This is a genomic window from Halobiforma lacisalsi AJ5 (assembly GCF_000226975.2).
GTDB lineage: Archaea > Halobacteriota > Halobacteria > Halobacteriales > Natrialbaceae > Natronobacterium > Natronobacterium lacisalsi.
The window spans coordinates 865,757-882,495 of record NZ_CP019285.1 but is presented as its reverse complement, the minus strand read 5'-3'; the positions used below and the strand labels follow the sequence as shown (position 1 = coordinate 882,495).

Annotated in this window: 17 protein-coding genes; 3 read left to right on the top strand and 14 right to left on the bottom strand. The window is 64.7% G+C overall.

What is annotated here, in order from left to right; translation table 11 throughout:
* Positions 1-64 precede the first annotated feature (64 nt).
* Complete coding sequence (locus CHINAEXTREME_RS04110; protein ID WP_007141203.1) at positions 65-655, bottom strand: diacylglycerol/polyprenol kinase family protein; 591 nt, start codon at positions 653-655, stop codon at positions 65-67.
* A gap of 145 nt (positions 656-800) precedes the next feature.
* Between CHINAEXTREME_RS04110 and CHINAEXTREME_RS04105 the strand changes: the two genes are divergently transcribed.
* Positions 801-1,049: a hypothetical protein gene (locus CHINAEXTREME_RS04105; protein ID WP_007141202.1), complete on the top strand. Its 249-nt coding sequence runs from the start codon at positions 801-803 to the stop codon at positions 1,047-1,049.
* Between the two features lie 26 nt (positions 1,050-1,075).
* Here the strand turns inward: CHINAEXTREME_RS04105 and CHINAEXTREME_RS04100 are convergent, their stop codons facing one another.
* The 3 genes from CHINAEXTREME_RS04100 to CHINAEXTREME_RS04090 all read right to left on the bottom strand — a co-directional run bounded on the left by CHINAEXTREME_RS04100 (position 1,076) and on the right by CHINAEXTREME_RS04090 (position 4,709).
* Positions 1,076-2,014: a DUF7351 domain-containing protein gene (locus CHINAEXTREME_RS04100; protein ID WP_007141201.1), complete on the bottom strand. Its 939-nt coding sequence runs from the start codon at positions 2,012-2,014 to the stop codon at positions 1,076-1,078.
* Positions 2,015-2,092: 78 nt separating this feature from the next.
* Positions 2,093-3,865 (bottom strand): glycine--tRNA ligase, encoded by a 1,773-nt coding sequence (gene glyS / locus CHINAEXTREME_RS04095; RefSeq protein WP_007141200.1) that lies wholly within the window; start codon positions 3,863-3,865, stop codon positions 2,093-2,095.
* Positions 3,858-4,709 carry a CBS domain-containing protein gene (locus CHINAEXTREME_RS04090; protein WP_007141199.1) on the bottom strand — a complete coding sequence of 284 codons (852 nt, stop codon included), beginning with the start codon at positions 4,707-4,709 and terminating at the stop codon, positions 3,858-3,860. Before CHINAEXTREME_RS04090 ends, glyS begins: the two co-directional genes overlap by 8 nt.
* Before the next feature lie 162 nt (positions 4,710-4,871).
* On the opposite strand from CHINAEXTREME_RS04090, the gene CHINAEXTREME_RS21770 reads away from it, so the two are divergent.
* Positions 4,872-5,033 carry a DUF7556 family protein gene (locus tag CHINAEXTREME_RS21770; RefSeq protein ID WP_007141198.1) on the top strand — a complete coding sequence of 54 codons (162 nt, stop codon included), beginning with the start codon at positions 4,872-4,874 and terminating at the stop codon, positions 5,031-5,033.
* Between the two features lie 66 nt (positions 5,034-5,099).
* A complete protein-coding gene (locus CHINAEXTREME_RS04085; protein WP_007141197.1) occupies positions 5,100-5,687 on the top strand; it encodes a hypothetical protein in 588 nt (195 codons plus the stop codon).
* A gap of 285 nt (positions 5,688-5,972) precedes the next feature.
* Here the strand turns inward: CHINAEXTREME_RS04085 and CHINAEXTREME_RS04075 are convergent, their stop codons facing one another.
* The 10 genes from CHINAEXTREME_RS04075 to CHINAEXTREME_RS04035 all read right to left on the bottom strand — a co-directional run bounded on the left by CHINAEXTREME_RS04075 (position 5,973) and on the right by CHINAEXTREME_RS04035 (position 16,739).
* Entirely contained in the window at positions 5,973-7,022 is a 1,050-nt protein-coding gene (locus CHINAEXTREME_RS04075; RefSeq protein WP_007141196.1) for an RNA-guided endonuclease TnpB family protein, read from the bottom strand.
* A gap of 189 nt (positions 7,023-7,211) precedes the next feature.
* On the bottom strand, positions 7,212-7,367 hold the full coding sequence (locus CHINAEXTREME_RS21765) for a hypothetical protein (RefSeq protein ID WP_010546433.1): 156 nt from the start codon (positions 7,365-7,367) through the stop codon (positions 7,212-7,214).
* Between the two features lie 161 nt (positions 7,368-7,528).
* Positions 7,529-8,962 carry an ABC transporter ATP-binding protein gene (locus CHINAEXTREME_RS04070; RefSeq protein ID WP_007141195.1) on the bottom strand — a complete coding sequence of 478 codons (1,434 nt, stop codon included), beginning with the start codon at positions 8,960-8,962 and terminating at the stop codon, positions 7,529-7,531.
* On the bottom strand, positions 8,955-10,142 hold the full coding sequence (locus CHINAEXTREME_RS04065) for an ABC transporter ATP-binding protein (protein ID WP_044961481.1): 1,188 nt from the start codon (positions 10,140-10,142) through the stop codon (positions 8,955-8,957). Before CHINAEXTREME_RS04065 ends, CHINAEXTREME_RS04070 begins: the two co-directional genes overlap by 8 nt.
* 7 nt (positions 10,143-10,149) lie before the next feature.
* Positions 10,150-11,145, bottom strand: a complete 996-nt coding sequence (locus CHINAEXTREME_RS04060; protein WP_007141193.1) for an ABC transporter permease — start codon at positions 11,143-11,145, stop codon at positions 10,150-10,152.
* Between the two features lie 2 nt (positions 11,146-11,147).
* On the bottom strand, positions 11,148-12,146 hold the full coding sequence (locus CHINAEXTREME_RS04055; RefSeq protein ID WP_007141192.1) for an ABC transporter permease: 999 nt from the start codon (positions 12,144-12,146) through the stop codon (positions 11,148-11,150).
* 112 nt (positions 12,147-12,258) lie between these two features.
* Positions 12,259-13,929 (bottom strand): ABC transporter substrate-binding protein, encoded by a 1,671-nt coding sequence (locus CHINAEXTREME_RS04050; RefSeq protein ID WP_007141191.1) that lies wholly within the window; start codon positions 13,927-13,929, stop codon positions 12,259-12,261.
* Between the two features lie 318 nt (positions 13,930-14,247).
* Positions 14,248-14,799: a DUF7529 family protein gene (locus CHINAEXTREME_RS04045; protein ID WP_029601428.1), complete on the bottom strand. Its 552-nt coding sequence runs from the start codon at positions 14,797-14,799 to the stop codon at positions 14,248-14,250.
* A gap of 61 nt (positions 14,800-14,860) precedes the next feature.
* Complete coding sequence (locus CHINAEXTREME_RS04040) at positions 14,861-15,340, bottom strand: DUF7555 family protein (protein ID WP_007141189.1); 480 nt, start codon at positions 15,338-15,340, stop codon at positions 14,861-14,863.
* A 61-nt stretch (positions 15,341-15,401) separates the two neighbouring features.
* On the bottom strand, positions 15,402-16,739 hold the full coding sequence (locus CHINAEXTREME_RS04035) for an ABC transporter ATP-binding protein (protein ID WP_007141188.1): 1,338 nt from the start codon (positions 16,737-16,739) through the stop codon (positions 15,402-15,404).

Sequence of the window (16,739 nt, the reverse complement as noted above, 5' to 3'; positions counted from 1 at the left end):
ACGGCGTCGGTTAAGGATTCGCGTATCGGAGTGAAAGTGAACGCGAGGACGACCGGGAGAGCCCCTAGAATGGAACGACCTCGACCGCGAGCCAGGCCAGCGCGCCCGCGTAGATCGGGATCGTCAGGTTGTCGTCGACGATGTAGCCCCGGATCTCGTGGGTGATCCCGTCGGCGACGGTCGCGCCGAGCGCCGCCGCGACGACGGCGAGCGGGTATTCGCGAAGGAACGGGACGGCGAGCAGCGCCGAGACGACGAACATCGTGACCAGCACCTTCGGCCCCTTCACTCGGTTGAGGCTGTTCTCCGAGACCGCGCCGCTGATCGGGTCGCCGAGCGAGAGCATCAACATCGCCGGCAAGGCGATCCTGGGGTCGAACAGGAGGACGACGACGGTCATGCTGATCATGTAGAGCCCGTAGCCGGCGATCTTCTCCTGTTCGTACTCCCGGGTCAGCTTCTCGTAGATCCACCAGTCCAGCCCCACGCGGAGGCGGACGAACTCGAGGGCCAGCGTCCCGGCGGCGAGGACGACCATCAGGAGCCGAAACCGATCCCAGGTGAGCCCCGCCTCGAGGTAGTCGGCGAGCAGATAGAGCGCGACCAGTCCCGACCCGCTGGCGTGGACGAGACGGCGCTTCAGTTCGTCGGCCATCACGTCTCCCGTCGAAGGTGCCGACCTTCAGTCCGTCGGTTACGTTTCGATCGCTTCCACGAACCGATCGAACTGTTCGAAAGACAACAGAAGCGACGTTCACGGAGCGCTTTTTTCGGTGGCGGCTGAGGGGATAACACGAACGATGTTCGCAGAACGAGACGGTATCGGCGGCTGGTGGGCGGTCCGGGCTCTCGTCGGCGTCGTCATCGGAGTCGGTCTCGGAACGATCCTCGCCGGGGACCCCGTTTCGATCCCGCTGCTGGGGACGGTCTCCGGGCTCGCCGTCGGTGGCGTCGTCGCTGCCTTCGGGGGCGTACTCTACACCCAACTGCCGGACTGTGGCTGCGGTCGCGGCGAAGCGGAGTGTGACTGCGGGGAGTGTGGGGGGTAGTCCTCGTCGGTCCGGGGCCGTGCCGTCTACGAGGAGCGACGGGTATGGGTTACGCTCGCGACCTGCAGGTCGTCGTCGAGACGGACCGTGAGGCGTTCGTCGCCGAGTTCGAACGGAACGACGGCGGTCGACGACTCCCCGTCGAAGCGCGTCCCGTTCTCGGCGGCGATAACGACGGGCTCCCACGGCCGAACGGTGCGAGCGTCCCGCCCGTGATCGTGGAAGAATCCGACGACGGCCGGCGCGGTAAGCGCGATCTGTGCGGGGTGGCCGATCCCGCCGGTGTTGCACGCCGAACACGCGAGGATGGCGTAGACGTCGTACTCACAGCGCCGGCCGCAGACGCCCGGGTCGTCGGTTCTGAGTTCGCGCTCGACCGGAGCGACGCAGGCGTGACAGACTCCCTCTCGGAGGAGGCCGCTCTCGTGACGACTCTTCCGGAGCGCCGCCTCGAGCGCGTCCTCTCGGGATCGGTCGCGAACGCCTCTGTTCGGGAGGTGAACGGTGTGGAAGAACCCCGAACACTCCCGACACCGGACGTACAGGTAGTGATCCGCGGGATACTCGGCGGTCAGGTCGGCTCCGCAGTCGGGACAGGATCCCGCCGTGAAGGGCTCGAGACGTTCGCGCTCGGTTAGCGTGCCGGCGACCAGCGCCCGATAGAACAGGTGGCCGGGCGGCCGGAGCCGATAGCCGTCGTCGGCCTTCCGGACGAACGTCCCGACCAGCTTCTCGAGGTGGTAGTTGAACCGCCCGCTGTCCTCGATGCCGACGCGATCCATCAGATCCGAGAAGGACAGTAGGCCCGGCCGTGCGTCTTCGGGGGCGACCGCCGCGCCGAGTTCGACGACGATCCGCGCCCGCGTCTCCTCCCCGAGCACGGCGAGGGCTTCGTCCAGCGGGAGTGAGCCGACCGGGTCGTATCGATCGGTCCACTCGCCGCTCTCGGACTCGGTATCTGCCATGCCATCACGTACACGATCGACGACGTAAACGTGTCCGCTCTCGGGAGCGTTCGGGTTCGAACGCCGACGCGACGTCGACTACAGGTCCGCGAACTCGAGGTCGCCTTCCCGGATCGCGGCGAGCGTCTCCGCGAGGTCCGCGACGGGGAGGCGCTTCTGGTCGGTCGTGTCCCGCTCACGAACGGTGACGGTCGTCTCCTCGTTCTCTATCGTCTCGTAGTCCACCGTCACACAGAACGGCGTGCCGACCTCGTCCTGGCGGCGATAGCGCCGGCCGATGTTGCCCGAGTCGTCGTACGTGACCGACAGGCCGGCGTCCCGCAGGTCGTCGACGATATCGTCGGCGACGGCCTCGAGGTCGTCGTTGTTTTGCAGCGGGAAGACGCCGACGAACGTCGGAGCGACCTCGGGCTCGAGTTCGAGATACGTGCGCTCCTCGCCGTCGACCTCGTCCTCGCGGTAGGCGTGGTGGAGCACGGTGTAGACCAGCCGGTCGACGCCGAAGGAGGGTTCGATGACGTGGGGGACGATGTGTTCGCCGGCGATCGTCTCCTCGTCGACCGAGAAGCCGGTCTTCTCGACGGGGATATCGTGCGTTTCGCCCTCGAGTTCGACTCCGACGACGTCACCCTCGAATGCGGAGCGGTCGCGTTCGGCCAGCGTCTCGAGTTCGTCGACGACGTCCCCCGCCGCGCCGCCGAACTCGGGACCGAGGTAGCTCATGTCGGGGTCGACTGTCGCGCGCTCGACGCTTTTCGGTTCGTCGTACTGCTTGAAGATCGTGAACCGGTCGTCGGAGTACTCGTCGTGTTTCGAGAGGTCGTAGTCGCTGCGGTAGGCGAAGCCGGCGAGTTCGATCCAGTTACCATCTATTTCGCTCTCCGCGTCCCAGCAGTCCGCGGCGTAGTGGGCCCGCTCGCCCGAGAGGTGCTGGCGGAACCGGAACCGGTCCATGTCGACGCCGACGGCCTCGTACCACGGCTTGGCGACGCCGAGGAAGTACGCCACCCACTCGTTGGCGATGATGCCTTCGTCGACCGCGTCGCCGATCGTGATCTCGAGTTCGCCGCCGTCCTCGCTGTTCTGCTCGCTGGCGGGATACAGCGTCACCTCGACGTTTTCGACGCTCGCCAGGTCCGGTTCGTCCTCCTCGGGATCGATGAAGTACTCGAGTTCGGCCTGGGTGAACTCGCGGGTCCGGATGATCGAGCGCCGGGGGCTGATCTCGTTGCGGTAGGCCCGGCCGATCTGGGTGACGCCGAACGGAAGTTGGTTGCGGGCGTACTCCTTGAGCCGCGGGAACTCGACGAAGATGCCCTGGGCGGTCTCGGGACGAAGGTAGCCCGGATCGGAGTCGCCGGGGCCGATGTTGGTCTCGAACATGAGGTTGAACGCCTCGACGGCCTGGCCCGCGAGTCCCGCGCCACAGGAGGGGCAGACGAGTTCGTGTTCGGCGATGACCTCCTCGACCTCGGGAATGGGGAGGCTCTCGGCGTCCTCGTACTCGGTGTTGTCCTCGACGACGTGGTCCGCGCGGTGGCTCTCGCCACACTCGGGACACTCCACGAGCATGTCGTCGAACCCGTCGAGGTGGCCCGAGGCCTCGAAGACCGGTTCGGGCATGATCGTCGGGGCGTCGATCTCCATGTTGCCCTCCTGGACCGCGAAGCGGTCGCGCCAGGCGTCTTCGACGTTGCCCTTCAGCGCCGCGCCCTGTGGACCGAAGCTGTAGAAGCCGCCGACGCCGCCGTAGGCGCCCGACGACTGGAAGAAGTACCCGCGACGCTTCGCGAGTTCGACCAGTTTCTCGCTCGTCTGTTCCTCCGTTTCGGATCGGGTCTGCTCACTCATAGAGCGCCTCGAGGATGTCGACGTCACGGATAATACCGGTGAGCTGTTCGGCCGTGACCATCGGGATCTGTTCGATGTCGTTGCTGATCATCCGCTGTGCGGCCTCCTGGATCGACGCGCCGCCCGAAACCGTCACGACGTCGTCGCTCATGAACTCGCTGACGGGACCGGCCGGGAGTTCGATGTCCCGCGTCGGCAGGTAGCGGCTTCCGACGCCCTTGATCCCCTCCCAGGACCAGTCGGAGTCCTGATCCGGGAAGTTGTCGCCGGTCTCCTCCTCGCCCTCGACGATGCGGGCGACGTCGAGGATGTCGACCTCCGTGAGGACGCCGCTCATCCGTCCGTCGTCACCCAGCGCGACCGTGTAGGGAACGTTCGCGTAGTACAGTTCCCGCTCGGCGACCGGCAGCGGCGCGCCCTCGTAGGTCGTGTTGACGTTCTCGCTGACGTACTCCTCGACCGTCCCTTCGGTCTCCTGGTCGCCGGTCGCGATCGCGTGGATCACGTCGGTCACCGTGACGATCCCCTCGAACTCGCCGTCGACGACCGGGACGCGGCGCGCGCCCTCCTCGACCATCGTTCGGGCGACCTCCTCGAGCGACGTCTCGGCCGTCGTCGTCGGAACGTCGTCCATCAGCATCACGAGTTGGTCCTCGTCGGGCTGTTCGATCAGCGCGTCCCGCGAGATCAGGCCGCGGTATTCCGGGCCGTCGTCGGTCGGTTTCACGACCGGCACGGACGAGAACGACTGTTCTTGCAGGTACTCGAGGACGTCCGACCGGGTACCCGGCAGGTCGGCGGTCACCACGTCCTCGCGCGGCGTCATCGCGTCGGCTACGTTCATATCCCCACGGTAGGGCGAAAATCAGTATAAACCCCGTGCTTCCCGTCCGTGCACACCTGCCCGGGGGGTCGCTCCCTCGCACCGATTCCCTCTCCCGTTCGGTCGGCTCGAGAGACAGTTCGATCCGATGAGTTTATACGTGAGTGGTTGTCACTCACATACATGGCGACGAACCCCCACGCCACGACGCCCGCCGACACGGTCGTCGGCTCGATCGATACGACCGACTCGAGCGACGAGTATGTCATCGCCGACATCTCCGCCGACGGCGCCTGGCTCTCGATGGAAGCCGACGCCGCACCGACGCTTCCGGCCTGGCGGTGACGACGCCCCTCGCGTGGGGCGACGATCAGCGGACCGTTTTAGTTTCTCACCGTCGTTCGATCCCTCATGGTCGGCTCGCGACCGCGGGACGGAACGTCCTCGAGTCAGGGTGTGAGCGACGGCTCGCGGTTCGGCCGTCCGTCACGTTCGGATTCCAGCCAGCACCGCCACGGTCGCTTGAACGGGGACGACTCCTCGAGCGACCGCTCCCGATACACTGCCGCGACGTTTCTCTCCGCCTTGCTCCCGACGTCGATCGGCCGGCGTGCGATCTCGGTTTCGGTCGAGACCGATCGGACCGTCTACGACCGCGACGAGCCGGTCGAGATCACGGTCGAGTTCGAGAACCGCCTCCCCGTCCCCGTCGAGGTACCGACCCCCGAGCAGCGCCGCTGGGGCTGGTCCGTCGACGGCGAACTCGAGGCAAGCGACGAGCGCCGGTACACGCGGGCGAACCCGTCGTCGTTTAGCTTTCGCGGCGGCGAGACGAAGCGCGCGTCGTTCACCTGGAACGGTCGATTCGAGCGGGTCCGGAACGGCGACCGTCACGAGTCGGTCGTTCCCGACCCTGGTGAGTACGAAATCCGCGCGTTCGTCGCGACTCACGAGGACGCGTTCAGTCCCAGCGACGTGACGACGATCAGAATCAGTTGACATCCTCCCCGCCCTAAAGGGCGAGGATTCCCCGAAGGGGATATTCAGGTTGCGCGTTTCCTCGGACCTCAAGTACGCTTTCGCGTGGGCCGTCAACGGTTGCCACTGAGTTGTGACCAACGGTGTGCTTTCCAGCGCGTGTAGCCCTGTCAATGGGGCCTTCCTCCCTGTCAACTACAGGCGTCAACAGCGTGGGACAACGTCCCACGAGAAATCGGGCGTAGCCCGATGACGACGGCTGGCTATTCAACCAGCGAGGTAGCACGGTTCGCGTCAGCCGAACTGTTACGCCGTGCATGGTTCTCCCTCCCGTTGTGCAATGTTCTCCGAGGCGTTCAGGTCGGCGTGGCGTCCACGGTCACACTCCGAACACGAAAAGCGATCACCATCACGGGTTCCCATCGAACCACACGCCGAACACGTCTGACTGGTGTGGTACGCATCGACCTTTTCGACGCGGATACCAGCGCGTTCGGCTTTGTACGTGATGAACTGTTGGAGCTGGTGGAAGTGCCACGAGTGAACGCCCGACCACGAACTGTTCTCGCGGATACCTTCGAGGTCTTCCATCCGAATGACGGGGTTCTCGAACTGTTCCGCGAACGTGATGAGGCGACGGGAGAGTTTGTGATTCAGGTCTTTGATTCGACGCTGTTCTTTGTCACCCACACGGTTACGTGCGCGAAGCGCACCCGCTTGTGAAAGCGAATCGCGTAGGGAACGATATTTGCGTCGAACATATTTCGCCTCACCACCAGACACCAACATCGACTCGCCCTCACCGTAGGCGGTCGCAGCGAGGATGTGGCGTTCGCCAATATCGACACCGATGGGTGTCTCACCCGACATGTCGGAGTCGTACTCGATATTGAACGTACAGTACCAGTCGTCGCCACGACGGTACACTTGAAGTCGCGTCTTCTTTGCGTTGCCCTCGACCAGCCGGTCTACGGGGTCGGCAATGTCGTCGTACACTTCGATGGGTGTGTACCACCATTGGGAGACACACGGGAAGCCGACGACGACCGTGCCGTTCTCGGTCGTGTCGATCTCCCAGTTCTGGTTGTTGACGGCGAACGGCTGACTCTCTCGGTAGCGAACCGCTCCATCCTTACTGTGATCGGATTTCGCTTCTCGGATGGCTTGGTTCTGGATAGCCGAGTAGAGGTCGTTGTCGATGCTGGCGGTGGTCACGGATTTGCCGAAGTCGCCGTTCTCCCATCCGTCGATACAGAACTGTTTGGTATCACGGTAGAGGCGAGAGGCGTGTTGCCACTCTTTCCGCCGTGAGAGGGATGGGTTGTGGAACTTCGTGGTGACAGTCACCGTGACCATTACAACTGTAATTAGATACGTTAGCTTAAGTATCTGTTGGAATATCAGGCTGTGCTATCGTCGGTGGGTTGTGTCATCGACTGTCGGATTCATCCCCGCGCTGAAGCACGGGGCTTTCTCCTTGATTCTCCGTAAGGCGAACGGAACGGAGCGGAGGCTGATACCGCACCGTGTCTCGAGAGCGCTGCCTCATCCTGTCAGGAAGCCACCGGCAGGGACCTGTCGATCCGGCTGCCCCCGGTCGCTCGTCTGAACCCCGGAGAACTCGGGGGAGTGTTCGATTGTACGCTGTGCTTTCGCGGCGATTCCGCTGTGGGTCGCGAGGACCGCTATAATCTTACTCATACATGAGTAAATAGTTGGCTCGACCTCTTAAACCTTTTTACGATGAAGAATCGTGGTGTATAATATTTCGGGACGAACGGGACGGTACCGCACCTCCGTTCCAGGTAGAAGCTGTGAAAACCCGATGCGGGAGCCGACGGGCCGAATCCGGCTCGACGCGGCTACCGATGGAGGTGACACGCCGCGAAGTGGGGTTCCGTCCCGTACTCCGGTTCGACTTCGTAGGCCGGCCGCTCGCGCGCACAGATGCTTTGCCTGGCAAAGGACTCGAGCAACAGTTCGGTCGCCTCCGCCCAGTCGACGTTCGGGTGGCCGACGCCCTCGGGCCCTCCCGCGGCGTCGGAACCACTCTCGGCCCCGACCCTGGACTCGGCGTCCCCTCGATCCGTCGCGACGCGATCGATCGCTCGCCGGACGATCTCGCCGGCGTCGCCCGTCGGGAGTTCCCCACCGAAGAACTCGGCTTCGATCTCCGCGGCCGTCATCGGCTCGAACGTCCGTCGTTTGACCGCACGCAGGAACGCCCGCGTGTGGGCCCACTCCTCGTCGGTCCAGGCGTACTCGTCCGGTGCGATCAGCCGCGGACACCGGGTCCTGAATCGACAGCCCGAGGGCGGGTTCACCGGGCTGGGAACCTCCCCCTCGAGGACGCCGCGAGCGTCCCGCTGTCGGGGATCTGGAACGGGGATCGACTCGAGCAGCGCCTCCGTGTAGGGGTGCTGGGGGTTCTCGAACAGCTCCTCCTTCTCGGCGAGTTCGACGACGTTCCCCAGGTACATCACCGCGACCCGGTCGGAGATGTGCCGGATCACCGAGAGGTCGTGGGCGATGAACAGGTAGGTAAGCCCGAACTCCTCCTGGAGTTCTTCCATCGTGTTCAGCACCTGGGCCTGGATGGAGACGTCCAGCGCCGAGACGGGTTCGTCACAGACGATGAAATCCGGATTGACCGACAGCGCCCGCGCGAGGTTGACCCGCTGGCGCTGGCCGCCCGAGAAGGCGTGGGGGTGACGGTTGTAGTGGCGCGAATCGAGTCCGACCTTCTCGAGCAGGTCCTTTGCCCGTGCCTCCCGTCCCTCGTCGTCCAACATGCCGTGGGCGCGCATCGGCTCCTCGATGATCCGTCCGACCTTCATCCGCGGGTCCAGCGACGACTGGGGATCCTGGAAGATCATCTGGATCTCCGCGCGCTTCTGTCGGAGCGCCTCGCCGCTCAGATCCGCGAGATCCTGGTCCTTGAAGTAGATGTTCCCGTCGGTCGGCTTGAGCAGTCGCAGGATGGTCCGCCCGAGGGTACTCTTGCCACAGCCCGACTCGCCGACGAGCCCGAGCGTCTCGCCCCGGCGGATCTCGAAGTTCACGTCGTCGACCGCCTTGACTCGGTTCCGCCCGATCTCGATCGGCGGAAACTGGCTCGGATCGAAGGAGACCCCGCTGAGCAGTCCCGACTCCTGGCTGAAATACTTCTTCAGGCTATCGACCTCGAGGAGCGTCTCGCCGTGAGCGACGTCCTCGCCGCTCATCTCGGAGCCGATCACGGAGCGGTTCCCGTCCGGGCCCCGATCGGAGCCGGGATCCTGAGCGGTATCACTCACTGCCCTCACCTCCGCCGCTGCTCGAGCCGGGTCCGGTCCCGGGCCCGGGCCCGGGACCCGTCACGCCCGCCTCCGTATCCGCATCCGGCTCCGAGGTCATCTGCGGTTCCTTCTCGAGCGGCGGGCTCTCGTCGTAGCCGACGTCGAACGCGTCATGTTTGACGCAGGCGGCGCGGTGTGGCTCCGCGCTCTCGGTCGTGTCGACGACCCTGTTTTCCGGGTGGACGCGCCGGCAGACCTCCCGGGCGTCCGGACACCGGGGGTGGAACCGACAGCCGGAGGGCGGGCTGATCGCCTCCGGCATCACGCCCTCGATCGGATCGAGTTCGCCGACCGTTCGGTCGGGTCGGGGAATCGAGTCCAGCAGGGCGTCGGTGTAGGGGTGTTTCGTGTCGTAAAACAGTTCGTCGATCGGTGCCTGCTCGACGATCTCGCCGAGGTACATCACGTTGACCCGATCACAGATCTCTGCGACCACACCCAGGTCGTGGGTAACCCAGATGAAACTCGTCCCGTACTTCTCCTGGAGGTCGTCCACGAGATCGATGATCTGTCCCTCGACGGTGACGTCGAGCGCGGTCGTCGGCTCGTCGGCGATGATCAGGTTCGGCTCGCAGGCAAGCGCCATCGCGATCAGGACCCGCTGGCGCATCCCGCCGGAGAACTGGTGTGGGTACTCCTCGTATCGCTCCTCGGGATCGGGAATCCCCACCTCCCTGAGCATGTCGACCGCCTCCTCGCGGGCTTCCTCCCGCGAGAGGTCGCGGTTGAGTTCGATGAACTCCCGCAACTGGCCGCCGACGGTGAAGACCGGGTTCAGCGACTCCATCGGGTCCTGGAAGATGACCGCGATCTCGTTGCCCCGAATGCGGTCGCGCATCTCCTCGTTCGAGAGCATGTCATCGCGTTCTCGCAACTCGCCGTCCGGCCCCTCCTCGAGGCCGAAGATGGTCTCGCCCTTGTAGGTGACCTCTCCGCCGACGATCTCGCCGGGGTTCTCGACGAGTCGGAGCAGGCTCATCGAGGCGACGCTCTTGCCTGCGCCGCTTTCTCCCACGAGGCCGACGATCTCCCCTTCGTGGACCTCGAAGGAGATGCCGTCGACTGCGCGCACTGTACCGGCGTCCGTGAAGAACTGCGTCTTGAGGTTTTCGACGCGAAGTAGTGGTTCGGAACTCATCGTCATCTTACTCGTTGATACGTGGGTCGAGCGCGTCCTGCAGGCCGTCGCCGAACAGGTTGAAGCCCATGATGGTGATCATGATCGCCAGCCCCGGCCAGATCGAGAGCCAGACGTTCGAGTGCATGTAGCCGTGTGAGGTGTTGAGCATCTCGCCCCAGTCGGGCGTCGGCGGCTGTGCGCCAAAGCCCAGGAACGAGATGCCGGCCACGATCAGGATCGTCACGCCGATCTGCAGCGTCGCGTAGACTAGCACCGGCGCGAAGCTGTTCGGAATGACGTGACGCAGGATGATGTCGCGGTCTTTCACTCCTGCCGCTCGAGCGGCCTCGATGTAGTCCATCTCGCGGACCGACAGTACCTCGCTGCGGATGATCCGGGCGAACACCGGGATGAACGCGAGCCCGACGCCGACGATGGCGTACATGACGTCGGGACTGCCGCCGCTGACGAACACCGTGAACACGATGATGAGGATCAGCGGCGGGATGGCGTAGACGGTCTCGATCGCCCGCATCAGGACGTCGTCGACCCAGCCGCCGTAGTAGCCGGCGACGGCACCGATGATCGTCCCGCCGAGCAGTCCGAGGAACGTCGCCGCGATGCCGACGCTGACCGACACCTGGGCCCCGTAGACGATCCGGGTGAAGTAGTCCCGGCCGTTGGGATCGGTGCCAAGCGGGTGCGACATCGTTCCGTCGGCGTGGAAGGCGGGCGGCAGGTTCGTCTCCGCCTCGCCCGGCGGCGGCAGCCGCTCGGGGTGTTCGAAGATCGGGAGCGTCTCCGCCATCGTGAAATCCGAGACGGCCCCGAACGTGAGCCGCGAGAGGTTCCCGTCGATGAGCGTGTACGCCGTGATGGCAAGCACGATCGTGATGACGTACAATCCCCATCGCGCGGTCGTGTCCCGCTTGATCTTCCGCAAGGTGTTTCGCCAGCCGGTCTCGGTCTCCTTGGTGGCCGGTTCGGCCCCGCTCTCGACCTGGGTTTCTCCGACCGCCATCGTTACTCGGCCTCCCCGTAGGTGACGCGCGGATCGATGTACGCGTACGCAATGTCGGTGATGATGACGCCGATCACGAACATCGTCGCGATGATCATCGTGATCCCCATGATGACCTGGTAATCTAACTGGACGATCGCGTCGTAGAACAGCCGTCCCAGCCCGTTGATGTTGAAGACGAACTCGGTGAGGACGGCCCCGCCCAGCGCCGTCGACAGGTTCAGACCGACGATCGTGATGATCGGCAACTGTGCGACCTGGAACGCGTGTTTCCGGAGGATGGTCCGTTCAGGCACCCCGTATGCTCGAGCGAGTTTGACGTACTCGCCCTGCAGCGACTCGATCATCTGGGTCCGCTCGACGCGCATCAGCGTCGCCATCTGCAGCGTTCCCAGCGCGATCATCGGCAACAGCAGGTGGCGTATCGTCTCGACGAAGTGCTCGACGTAGCCGTCGTGGCCGTACGTTTCGGGCGACCACCAGGGGTAGACGAGCCCCGCCGAGGGGAGCCAGCCGAGCTGGACCGCGAAGATCAGGATCAACATGATCCCGATCCAGAACGAGGGGGTGCTCACCCCGATCAGGGCGATGATCCTCGAGACGTGATCGAACGGTTCGTTGCGCCGCTTGGCCGCGATGATCCCGAGCGGAATCGACGTGACGAGGGCGAACGCGTACGCCGACAGGACCAGCAACAGCGTCGGCCCGATCCGGCTGGCGATCAGTTGCGAAACCGATCGATTCCGGTGGAAGCTGTGACCCATATCGCCCTGGACCAGGCCGGCCATGTAGTCGAGGTATCGCTCGTACAGCGGCCTGTCGAGCCCGTACTGGGCCTCGATCTGCTCGATCATTTCCTGGTCGGCCTCGACGCCCTGTAACATGAGCCTGACCGGATCCCCTGGCGTCAGATTCGCCAGAACGAACGTCAGGATGGAGATGCCGATCAGGACGGGAATCGCCTGAGCGAACCGGTACGTCGTGTAGCGAAGGAGTCCCATGGTTTGAAACCACCTGCCTATCTTCGAGGGGCGGTGCCGTTTGTCGGGTTCATATCGAAGTGTCCTCGAGAGAGCCGAGTCGGTCAGGGGTCGATCCCCGGCACCGTCGACCCTACTCGTCGATCCAGGTGTTCTGGTAGTCGGAGACGATTCGCGGGTTGTAGCTGACCGACGGGTGCGCGTGGAGGTCCTTGACCTCTTCCCGTGCGGCCATCGTGTTGTGCTCGGAATATGCCGGGAGGACGGGCATGTACTCGAGGATTTCTTCTGTAACGCTGATGTACAACTCCCGTCGTTCCTCCTGATCGGCGCTCTCGCGGGCGTTCAGGATGTTGTCGTGGAACTCGCCCTGTCCCTCGTAGAAGTGGCCCTGGCCGACACCGGCCTGGCTCTCGTGGAACAGGTTGTAGTAGTAGACGTCGGGGTCCGGACCGCCGGTCCAGCCCAGCAGGTACATCTCGTAGTCGTCGACGTTCCCGGTGTTGTACGTGTCGACCAGCGTCGCGAACGACATCCCCTGGACGTCGGCACCGTAGCCGATCTCGGTCAGGCGCGACCCGATGCGCTCGGCCAGGGCCTCCCGCGGACCGCCTTCCGGCGCGATGATCCGTGGCTCCCAGTCGTCGGGGACGCCCGCGTCCGCGAGCAGTTGCTCGGCCTGATCGGGGTCGTACTCGGGCATCATTCCCTCCCACTCGTCCATCGGGAAGTCCCAGTTCCCCGATTCGTTCGTGATCGGCGGAACCGGACTCTCGAGCGGCTCGGCTGCCGGACCGAGGTGCTCGTTGACGAACTCCCGCATCGAGAACGAGTGGCCGACCGCACGCCGGACGTCGGGATCGGTCGTTTCGCCCTCGTTGCAGTTGAACGCGAGGTACATGTACGACGGACTGCGGCTTCCGTGGATCCGGACGCCGTCCGCGCCCTCGACTTCGTCCCACTCCGTCGCGGGAACGGTGTCGATGACGTCGGTGTCCCCCGCCAGTACCTGCGCGATACGGTTCGCGTCGTCCGGTGCGGCCTCGAACCGGATCTCCGAGACGTACGGCTGCGGATCGTCCCAGTAATCGTCCCACCGCTCGAGTTCGACGTACTCGCCGGCCTGGAAATCCGCGAACTGGAACGGCCCGGACCCGATCGGATCCGTGTTGAACGCCTCGCGGTCCTCCGTGCGGACCTCTTCCGGAACGACCGGGACGGCCATCGTCGACAGCGTGAACGGCCCGTACGGGAACTCGAGGTTGACCTCGAGCGAGTAGTCGTCGATCGCCTCGGCCGACTCGATCATCCCGTAGGTCGCCGCGTTCTGGGTCTCCTCCTCCACCGGAGCCGTAAAGGAGTGTGCGACGTCTGAGGCAGTCACCTCGTCGCCGTTGTGGAACTCGATACCCTCCTGGATCTCGAAGATGTACGTCTCGCCGTCGTCTTCCTCTTCGGGCATCCCGTCGGCGATCTTCGGCTCGAGTTCTAGCTGGTCGTCCCACTCGTAGAGGCCGTCGAACACGAGGTTCGCGACCTGCATGCTGTAGGAGTCGAAGGAGATGACCGGGTCGAAGTCCTCGTCCCGTTCCGCCGGCTGGAGGAACTCGAGGGAGTCGCTCCGGTCCCCGTCGTCCGGCTCTTCCCTATCGTACTGGAATTCGCTAATGTCGGCAACGTCGTCGCCGTTCCCGTCGCCGTCGCCACCATCCTCACCGATGCACCCTGCGATGGCCGCCGCGGAGACAGCCGCCCCGGAGGCGAGAACTCGCCGACGGGTCGGCTGCAGTGACTGTCGTACCATCTCCTCGTGGGTACGATGTCGAGCACCCTTTGTTATCCTCTACCAAATAACGCGAATAATCGTTGTACCTAGGGTCTCCCGGCGGTAATCTCGTTTTGAAAAGTACTGACGTGTCGGGGACTACCCGGCCCTGATCGCGACTGTACAGGTGTGTCGGTCGATTCGAACCGGCCACCACAACGCCTGTTCTCGCCCATGCTGCCTTCGGGCTCGAGTCGAACCCGGATCACGGCACTCATACGGTTTACCGTCCGGCAGTTCCAGCCCAATCGCGACCCCGGTGGCGGTCGTCCCGGTACATCGGGAGGGGGATCCGTATCAGTCTTCGGTGCCGTCGCCGTGCCAGTTTGCGACCCGCTCGATGTCGGGGACGAACTTCTCGTAGTCGTCGTGCTGGAACGAGCCGAGCACCGTCCCGTCGAGCGTTCGAACCCGGGTGTAGATGACGTCCTCGTCGATCGCGGCCTGTGCCATTCCGGGAGCGTCGCGCAGGCGGTACTGGCCGGCGATCATGATCACCGTCTCGGCGTCGGGGTCGCGGTACTCGACGACGAGGAAGACGTTGTCGTCGACGGTCTCCCGGTACACCTCGTAGAGGGGGTAGTCGCCGCGTTCGAACGCCTCGGCGAACTCCTCCGCGTCGTTGTCCGGGATAGTGAACGACGGCCCGAACCGGTCGTCGTCGCGCTCTGCTGGGGCCGTCGGAGCCGTGTTGCCCGCCCTGGCAATGACGACGTCCCAGCCCTGCTGTTCGCGTTCCGCCGCGAGCGCGTCCATGTCCTCGAGCGTGCGCTGCCACGCTTCTTTTATCGCTGCTCGTCCGGGCGTTCGCTGCCCACGACTGTCGTTGCCGTTCCCGACATCGGTCATACCGTGTTTCTCACACGGGACACTGGTTTACTTTTCTCTTCGGGACGGCGAGGCGCTCCCTCTAGACGCCGAAGACGGTTTCCATCGCGAACGATGCCGCGAGTACGAGCAGGCTTCCGAGAAACAGCTTCGCGGACGGCGACACCCGTCCTGTCGGCGGCAGGCGGTCCGTCGGGTACCAGGAGCGGCCATCGAGCGCCGTCTGGAGCCGGGAGTCCTGTTCGATCGTGAGAGTCGTTTCCGACGCCGACAGGGAACTCGAGCCCGCGCCCGCGAGTCCGCCGGACCCCTGTCGTCGCTCCTGTTCCGCGTCGTACTGCTGCTGGGAGGACGCGAACCACAGTCGGAGGCTCCCGTAGCCGAAGAAGGCCATTCCGACGAGGAAGAGACCGACCTTGACGCCCGCCCACTCGCCGCGGGTCGCGACGTACGCGACCGGCGTCACTACCGCGACGACGAGCGCCGCGAAGGCGACCGCGTAGGCGACGGCGTCGACGATGGTCCAGGCGAGCGTCGCGGGGTCGGGACGGGTTCGAGACATAGTCGAAAATCTGGGATCGGAGACGGAAGGACGATGGGGTCAGTTACCGACGGTTACAGTTCTACAGTTCCTCTTCGGGCGACGCGTACTCGTCGTCGTGGCGATGACAGGCGCTCGAGCGTCCGGCGTTGCCGACCGCACAGAGGGTCGGTGCCTCGCGGTCACAGATACTGTCGAACTCCTCGGCGAGGTACTCGCGAGCACGGTCGAACTCGCCCGCCTCGACGTACTCCTGGGCCTGGTTGACGTGGCGGTCGACGTCCGCCGACAGATCGAGATCGCCGAACAGTTCCTTTCGAACCTCGGTGATCTCGTCGAAGCGGACGTTCTTCCCGCGGAACTCGCGGACGCGATCGCGGATCGAGAGATCGGCCCGCGCCCGCTCGTCCAAGAGTACCCGGAAGAGGTTGATCGCCTCCCAGACGTCGTCGTCCATATCCGCGTACTCCTCCGGCCTGATCTTCGCCGGACAGCGGGTGCTGAACGGACAGCCCGAAGGCGGATCCCGCGGGCTCGGCGGCGTCCCGTTGAGGATGATCCGGTCCCGATCGACGGTCGGATCCGGTTCCGGGATCGCCGACAGCAGCGCGTGCGTGTACGGGTTCGCCGGATTCTCGAACAGTTCTTCGGTGGGCCCGATCTCGAGGATGTTCCCCAGGTACATCACGGCGACCCGGTCGCAGATGTGCCGGACGACGCTCAGGTCGTGGGCGATGAACAGGTACGTCAGTCCGAACTCGTCCTGCAGATCCTCGAGCAGGTTCAACACCTTCGCCTGGACCGAAACGTCCAGCGCCGAGACGGGTTCGTCGAGGACGACGAACTCCGGTTCGAGCGCGAGTGCCCGCGCAATTCCGATACGCTGGCGCTGCCCCCCGGAGAACTGGTGGGGGTACCGGTAGTAGTGTTCCTTCTGGAGACCGACCGTCTCGAGCAGGTCGCGGACGTGTTCCCGCCGTTCACGAGGGGTCTTCCAGTCGTGGACGTCGAGCGGCTCCCGGACGATCTCGCCGATCGTCATCCGGTCGTTCAGGCTCGACTGGGGGTCCTGGAACACCATCTGTGCGTTCCGACGCCACTGTTTGAGCTCGGAGCCGCTGAGGCTCGTCACCTCCGTGCCGTCGTAACGGACCTCCCCGTCGGTGGCCTCCTCGAGGCGGATCAGCGTCCGGCCGAGGGTGGTCTTCCCACAGCCGGACTCGCCGACGAGCCCGAGGGTCTCGCCGCGGGCGATTTCGAAGTTCACACCGTCGACGGCTTTGACGGGCTGTCCGCCGAAGAAGTCGTTACCCTCGTAGTAGGTCTTCAGGTCGTCGACTTCGATCAGCGTTTCGCCGTGCTGGTCGCTCGATACGCGTCGATCGGCATCGCGCCGTGGTTCTGATTCCGATTCGGACAT